We start from the raw sequence: 6,499 nt of genomic DNA, 5'->3' as shown, positions 1-6,499 counted from the left end.
AGCCAGCCCAGCGTCGTCGGATGACCATCGACCACCGTCACCAGCGCGCAATGGGGCGGCACCCCCTCCAGCAGCCGCTCGATATGGCCTCGGGCATGGCCGAGACCGCGCTCGCGCGCCCGCTGGGCCGCACTCCAGCCGGCATGCAGCCGGTCGGCGGAGGTCACCGCCAGCAGCCCGACGTCGCGCCGGTCCTCTCCCAGCATGCCGACGGCGCCGATGGCCTCTGGCGCCACTGCCCCGGTGTAGGCGATCACCACCTGGGCGTTCGGCCCCGGCTTGCGCAGCCAATAGGCGCCATCGACGATGTCATGGGCGAGGTCCTCGTCCATCGCCCGGGTCGGCTGCTCCAGCGCGCGGGACGACAGGCGCAGATAGACCGAACCACCGGTCTCGTCGCGCAGCCAGTTGCGTTCGCCGGGGGCGCCCTCCCCGTCCCGCTGCATGTAGTCGAAGGCCCAGCGCATCACCACCGCCAGTTCATCGGCGAAGGCCGGCTCGAAATAGGCCAGCCCATCCTGGGCCATGCCGATCAGCGGCGTGGCGATGGACTGGTGCGCCCCGCCCTCCGGCGCCAGCGTGATGCCGGACGGGGTCGCCACCAGCATGAAGCGGGCATCCTGGTAGCAGGCGTAGTTCAACTGGTCGGCGCCGCGCATGATGAAGGGGTCGTAGACGGTGCCGATCGGCAGCAGCCGCTCCCCGAACAGGCTGTGCGACAGGCCGAGCGCCGCCAGCAGGATGAACAGGTTGGATTCGGCGATGCCCAGCTCCAGATGCTGGCCCTTCGGCGAGAATTCCCAGCTGTAGGTGGAGGGGATGCGCTCCTTCTTGAACAGGTCGGCCAGCTCGCTCTTGGCGAACAGCCCGCGCCGGTTCACCCAGGCCCCGAGGTTGGTGGACACGGTGACGTCGGGAGCCGTGGTGACGATGCGCTCGGCCAGCGGCGAGCGCTCCCGTCCGATCTCGTTCAGGGTCAGGCCGAAGGCGGCCTGGGTCGACAGGCTCTTCTGCGTCGGCACCGCCAGCGCGGCCGGCACGGCGACCGCCGGTGCCTCGTAGCGGCGGCGGCCCTTCTGTGCGAAGGGAACGCGGCGCAGGAAATCCTCCAGGGCGGAGTCCGGCAGCGAGAAGTCCCTCGAAGCGGTCCCATTCACGACCCTCGCGGACCCTGTTGGCGGTGCGGAAGCCGTCCATCTGCTCGCGGGTCAGCAGGCCGGAATGGTTGTCCTTGTGACCGGCCAGCGGCAGACCGAAGCCCTTGACGGTGTAAGCGATGAAGCAGACCGGCCGGTCATGGGTGCGGGCCCGGGCGAAGGCCTCCAGCAGCGACGGCAGGTCATGGCCGCCGAGATTGCCCATCAGCCGGGCCAGCTCCTCGTCGTTGCGGCGCTCGATCAGGCGGGTGACGTCGCCCTGGTCGCCCAGATCGTCCATCAGGCGACGGCGCCATGCCGCTCCACCCTGATAGGTCAGGGCCGAATAGAGCTGGTTCGGACAGCTGTCGATCCAGTGGCGCAGCCGCTCGCCGCCGGGTTCCGTGAACGCCTCCTGCATCAGGGTTCCGTATTTCAGGATCACCACGTCCCAGCCGAAGGCGCGGAAGATGTTCTCCAGCCGCTCCCACAGCCCTTCGCGGATCACCGCATCCAGGCTCTGGCGGTTGTAGTCGACGATCCACCAGGTGTTGCGCACGCCGTGCTTCCAGCCCTCCTGCAGGGCTTCGAAGATGTTGCCTTCGTCCATCTCGGCGTCGCCGACCAGCGAGACCATGCGGCCTTCCGGCAGGCCGGGCGCCCAGCCCTTGGCCTTCAGATAATCCTGGACCAGCGAGGCGAAGAGGGTCTGCGCCACCCCCAGCCCGACCGAACCGGTGGAGAAATCGACATCGTCCACGTCCTTGGTACGGGACGGGTAGGACTGGGCGCCCTTGTAGCCGCGGAAATTCTCCAACTTCCCCCGCGTCTGGTTGCCCAGCAGATACTGGATGGCGTGGAAGATCGGGCTGGCGTGGGGCTTCACCGCCACCCGGTCCTCGGGCCGCAGGGCCGAGAAATAGAGCGCCGTCAGGATGGTCGCCATCGAGGCGCTGGAGGCCTGGTGGCCGCCGATCTTCATCCCGTCCAGGTTGGGGCGGACATGGTTGGCGTTGTGGATGGTCCAGGACGCAAGCCAGAGGACCTTGCGCTCCAGCTCCGCCAGGCAGGCGAGATCGGCGGGGGACGGCTGGTTCGCGGTCATGGTTCTGCTCCCAAACGCAGGTTTATGATTGGAGCAGCCTATCATTTGTGATCCGGCAGATGCTTGCGAAGTGGCGGCGGTCGCGGTTGCGCTTTAGCATCGGATGCCAGGATAAAACGGGAAACGGCATCTCATGCCAAAACAGCCCCTCGACCGCATCGACCGCAAGATTCTGTCCGCCCTTCAGCAAGACGGCCGGCTGCCCAACAACGAACTGGCGGAGCGGGTCGGCCTGTCGCCCTCCCCCTGCCTGCGCCGGGTCAAGGCGCTGGAGGATGCGGGCGTGATCGCCCGCTATGTCGCGCTGGTCGATCCGGCCTCCGTCGACCTGCCGGTCAACATCTTCGTCAGCGTCAGCCTGGAACGGCAGGTCGAGGCGCGGCTGGATGGGTTCGAGGCGGCGGTGATGGCACGGCCGGAGGTGCTGGAATGCTACCTGATGACCGGCGACGCCGATTACCTGCTGCGGGTGGTGGTGCCGGACCTCGCCAGCTATGAGCGGTTCCTGAAGGAGCACCTGACCCGCATCCCCGGCGTCGCCAACATCCGCTCCAGCTTCGCCTTGAAACAGGTGCGCTACCGCACCGCCCTGCCGCTGGAGCATCTGGGGGAATGAGGCCGCATCAGTCCGCTGCCGCAACCGGCTTGGCACGGCTGCCGACCAGCGGAACCAGCACCGCCGCGAGCAGGCACAGCGCGCCTGCGGTGGCGAAGGCCGGCAGATAAGTCTGCAACGCGGTGCGCGACAGGCCGGCGCCGAAGGCCGCCGTGGCGGCGCCCAGCTGGTGGCCGGCGAAAATCCAGCCGAAGACCAGATTGGCGCGTTCCCGGCCGAAGCGCTCCGCGGTGAGGCGCACGGTCGGCGGGACGGTGGCGATCCAGTCCAGCCCATAGAAGACGGCGAAGACCGACAGGCCGTAGAGGGTGAAGTCCGAATAGGGCAGATAGAGCAGCGACAGACCGCGCAGGCCGTAATACCAGACCAGGAGCCAGCGGTTGTCGTAGCGGTCGGACAGCCAGCCCGACCCGACGGTGCCGACGAAGTCGAAGATGCCCATCAGGGCCAGAAGGCCGGCGGCCTGCACCTCCGGCACGCTGAAATCGACGCAGAGCGGGATCAGGTGGGTCTGTATCAGGCCGTTGGTGCTGGCACCACAGATGAAGAAGGTCGCGAACAGAACCCAGAAGGCCCGCGTCCCCGCGGCGTCGCGCAACGCTCCCAGCGCGGCCGACAGGATGGCGCCGGCCGGGGCGGCAGGAGCCGCGGCCCCGACCTCGCCAAAGGCGGGCAGGCCGAGGTCGGCAGGGCGGTCCCGCATCAGCGCCAGCATCGCCAGGGCGGCCACGGCGATGAGACCGCACAGCAGGGCGATGGCGGTGCGCCAGCCATAGGCCTCCGTCAGCATCGACAGCAGCGGCATGAAGACCAGCTGCCCGGTGGCCGAGCTGGCTGTCAGCAGCCCGATCACCAGCCCGCGGCGGGCGACGAACCAGCGGGTGGCGATGGTGGCGCCCAGCACCATGGCGGTCAGGCCGGTGCCGAAGCCGACGACGAACCCCCACAGCAGGATCAGTTGCCACACCTCCCGCATCGCCAGCGAAGCCAGCAGCCCGCCGCCGACCAGCGTCAGCGAGGAGAGCACCATGCGGCGGACGCCGAAGCGGTTGATCATCGCGGCGGCGAAGGGCCCCATCAGCCCGAACAGCAGCAGGCGGATCGCCATGGCGGTGGAGATGTCGGCGGTGTCCCAGCCGAACTCCCGTTGGAGCGGCAGCAGCAGGACGCCGGGCGCGCCGACCGCCCCGGCCGACACCAGCATGGACAGGAAGGTGACGGCGACGACGACCCAGGCATAATGGATGTCGCGCCGCGCCAGGGCGGCGGCGAGGGGGGTGGACAGCATCGGCTGGGGTCTCCGGGGACTGGCTTGCTATGGGCCCTGTTGGTGGAGCCGGTTATTGAGCGGTCACGCCGCCGTCGATGTTGATCGACTGGCCGGTGACGAAGCCGGCGGCGTCGGAGCAGAGCCAGAGCACCGCCGCGGCGACCTCTTCCGGACGGCCGACACGGCCGACGGGATGGCGCGGCCCCATCACCGCCTCCACTTGCTCGGCACCGCCGAAGGACGCCTGGGTCATCGGCGTCTGGATGATCGCCGGGCAGACGGCGTTGACACGCACGCCGAAGGACGCGACCTCGATGGCCGCGGTGCGGGTCAGCCCCTCCACCGCCGCCTTGCTGGCGGAATAGGCGGCGTTGCCGGCCATGCCGATTTGCCCGAGCACCGACCCGGTGTTCACGACCGCGCCGCGGCCCTGACGGCGCATGATCGCCAGTTCATGCTTCAGGCAAAGCCAGACGCCCTTCACATTGACGGTCAGGACGCGGTCGAAGTCGGCCTCGTCCATATCGGTGACGGGAGCGACCTGATGGATGCCGGCATTGTTGAAGGCAGCGTCGAGGCGGCCGTGGTCGCGCTCGATCCGCTCGAAGAGGGCGGCGACCTCCGCCCCGTCGGCCACATCGGCGGCCACGAACTGGCCTATGCCGCCGGCCCGGCCGATCAGCTCCACCGTCTCCAGCCCCTCCGCCTCGCGCCGGCCGGTGACGATCACCGTCGCCCCCGCACCGGCAAAGGCCAGCGCCGTCGTCCGCCCGATCCCCGACGTGCCGCCGGTGACCAGGGCGACCCGCCCGCTCATGTCCGCACCGGTCGTGTTCATCGCAGCGCTCATGGCCCTCTCCTGTCTTTAGGTCCGGCTTGTGCGCGCCGGCCGGTGCCGGGCGCCATTGATGACGATCATAATCAATTTTGATTTTGATGATGTCCATAATGAAAACGACGGACGAGCCCGGTTTCCCGGAGCCCCAGCCATGCGCCGCCCGAATGGCGCAACGCCGCAATCGACACCACATCTGCGCGGAACGGACGGGAACCGCGGGAACAGGCGGCGACGGACCGTGAACGCCCACCCAGTCGGGAGGCTTATTCTGGTCTTGGTTGCGACGCCGCCCAACAGCGGCAACCGGAACTGCGCATGGCATCCACCACGCCGCAAATCACCGGTCCGCGGGTCCTTCGGCAGGGCATGTGATGGCCCCGACACAGGACCCTACCCTTCGATTCAGGTTCACAAGGATAAGCTTGACCCTTGCCGCGCAACGGATCATGAAGGCGCGACCATGCCCGTTCATGTAACCGCATGTATCCGGCGCAGTCGGGTCTTCCACTTTCTTTCGGTTGGGCGAATGTTGCTTTCGCAGCGCTTGGGCAGCCCAAGACTTGTCATCTCCCATCGGTACGGGTGCCGGCAAGCCGAGCAGCAAGCATTCGTTAACCATAAAGCGCCACAACTTGAGAGCGGCCGATTGCCGCGTTCAGCCGACCGCCGGGACCGTATGCCGATCGGGTCCGTTTGGCGCCACCGCGCTGATTCCTTTTGGAAGGCTGACACAGCGTGACTCTGCTGACTGCGCGGGCCAACGGCCCGACCGATGTTTCCCCGGCCGGTCAATCGACGATCTCCGCTCCGTGGACCGCAACTCCGACGGTCCCGACGCTGAGCGGCCGGGTCGACCCGTCCCTTCTGCGCGACGAACTGCTGTCCGACATTCCGCAGGCGACCGCTGCGGCGCATCCGGACCGTACGGCCATCGTCTATGAAGGCCGGCGCGTCACCTATGCCGAGTTGGATGCGCGCGCCAACCGGGTCGCCCGCGGCCTGCGGGCGCGCGGGATCGGCCCTGGCTGCTTCGTCGGGCTGTGGATGGCGCGGTCGCTCGACCTGCATGTGGCGCTGCTGGGCATCCTGAAGGCCGGTGCGGCCTATCTGCCCTTCGACGCCGATGCCCCGGCGGAGCGCGTGGCGGTCAGCCTGACCGACTGCGCCGCCCCGGCGATCCTGATCGATCTGGTGACCGGCACCAAGGCGGCGACGCTGGCGGCAAGCGGCGCCGATGTCCAGGTCCTGCGCATCGGCGATGTGCTGAGCGACAGCGAGGAGCCGTTCGACCTGCGGGCCGACGGGGTGACGCCGGACAGCCCGGCCTACGCCATCTACACCTCGGGCTCGACCGGCAAGCCCAAGGGCATCGTCATCAGCCACCGCAACATCTGCCATTACCTGCGCGCCGCCAACAGCGTCTACGGCATCACCGCCGACGATGTGGCGTTCCAGGGCGCGTCGGTGGCCTTCGACCTGTCGCTGGAAGAGAATCTTCGTCCCCTATCTGGCCGGCGCCACCCTGTGGGTCGCC

The 6,499-nt window shown here is 68.4% G+C and carries 4 protein-coding genes and 2 pseudogenes (1 of these 6 running past the window's edge); 2 read left to right on the top strand and 4 right to left on the bottom strand.

The window, feature by feature from the left end; translation table 11 throughout:
* Both ACWPN3_RS12175 and ACWPN3_RS12170 read right to left on the bottom strand, forming a co-directional pair.
* A protein-coding gene (locus ACWPN3_RS12175) for a transketolase-like TK C-terminal-containing protein (protein ID WP_492261439.1) crosses the window boundary here: on the bottom strand, positions 1 to 1,157 show its 5' portion. It extends 172 nt beyond the left edge of the window; only the first 1,157 of its 1,329 coding nucleotides appear in the window; the start codon lies at positions 1,155 to 1,157; its stop codon lies off the left edge, out of view.
* Positions 1,158 to 1,629: 472 nt separating this feature from the next.
* Positions 1,630 to 2,082 (bottom strand): annotated as a pseudogene (locus tag ACWPN3_RS12170) (thiamine pyrophosphate-dependent enzyme); the annotation flags it as partial.
* A 292-nt stretch (positions 2,083 to 2,374) separates the two neighbouring features.
* Between ACWPN3_RS12170 and ACWPN3_RS12165 the strand changes: the two are divergent.
* On the top strand, positions 2,375 to 2,857 hold the full coding sequence (locus ACWPN3_RS12165) for an Lrp/AsnC family transcriptional regulator (protein WP_109446087.1): 483 nt from the start codon (positions 2,375 to 2,377) through the stop codon (positions 2,855 to 2,857).
* Between the two features lie 7 nt (positions 2,858 to 2,864).
* Here ACWPN3_RS12165 and ACWPN3_RS12160 read toward each other — a convergent pair whose 3' ends face one another.
* Together ACWPN3_RS12160 and ACWPN3_RS12155 are read right to left on the bottom strand one after the other, a co-directional pair.
* Positions 2,865 to 4,145: an MFS transporter gene (locus tag ACWPN3_RS12160; protein ID WP_492239729.1), complete on the bottom strand. Its 1,281-nt coding sequence runs from the start codon at positions 4,143 to 4,145 to the stop codon at positions 2,865 to 2,867.
* A 52-nt stretch (positions 4,146 to 4,197) separates the two neighbouring features.
* Complete coding sequence (locus tag ACWPN3_RS12155) at positions 4,198 to 4,977, bottom strand: SDR family NAD(P)-dependent oxidoreductase (protein WP_492239730.1); 780 nt, start codon at positions 4,975 to 4,977, stop codon at positions 4,198 to 4,200.
* A gap of 723 nt (positions 4,978 to 5,700) precedes the next feature.
* On the opposite strand from ACWPN3_RS12155, the pseudogene ACWPN3_RS12150 reads away from it, so the two are divergent.
* Positions 5,701 to 6,396 (top strand): annotated as a pseudogene (locus tag ACWPN3_RS12150) (AMP-binding protein); the annotation flags it as partial.
* Between the last annotated feature and the right edge of the window lie 103 nt (positions 6,397 to 6,499).

It is taken from the genome of Azospirillum sp. UENF 111221, from assembly GCF_058780625.1.
The sequence above is the reverse complement of the archived record's forward strand: the minus strand, read 5'-3'. Positions and strand labels throughout refer to the sequence as shown.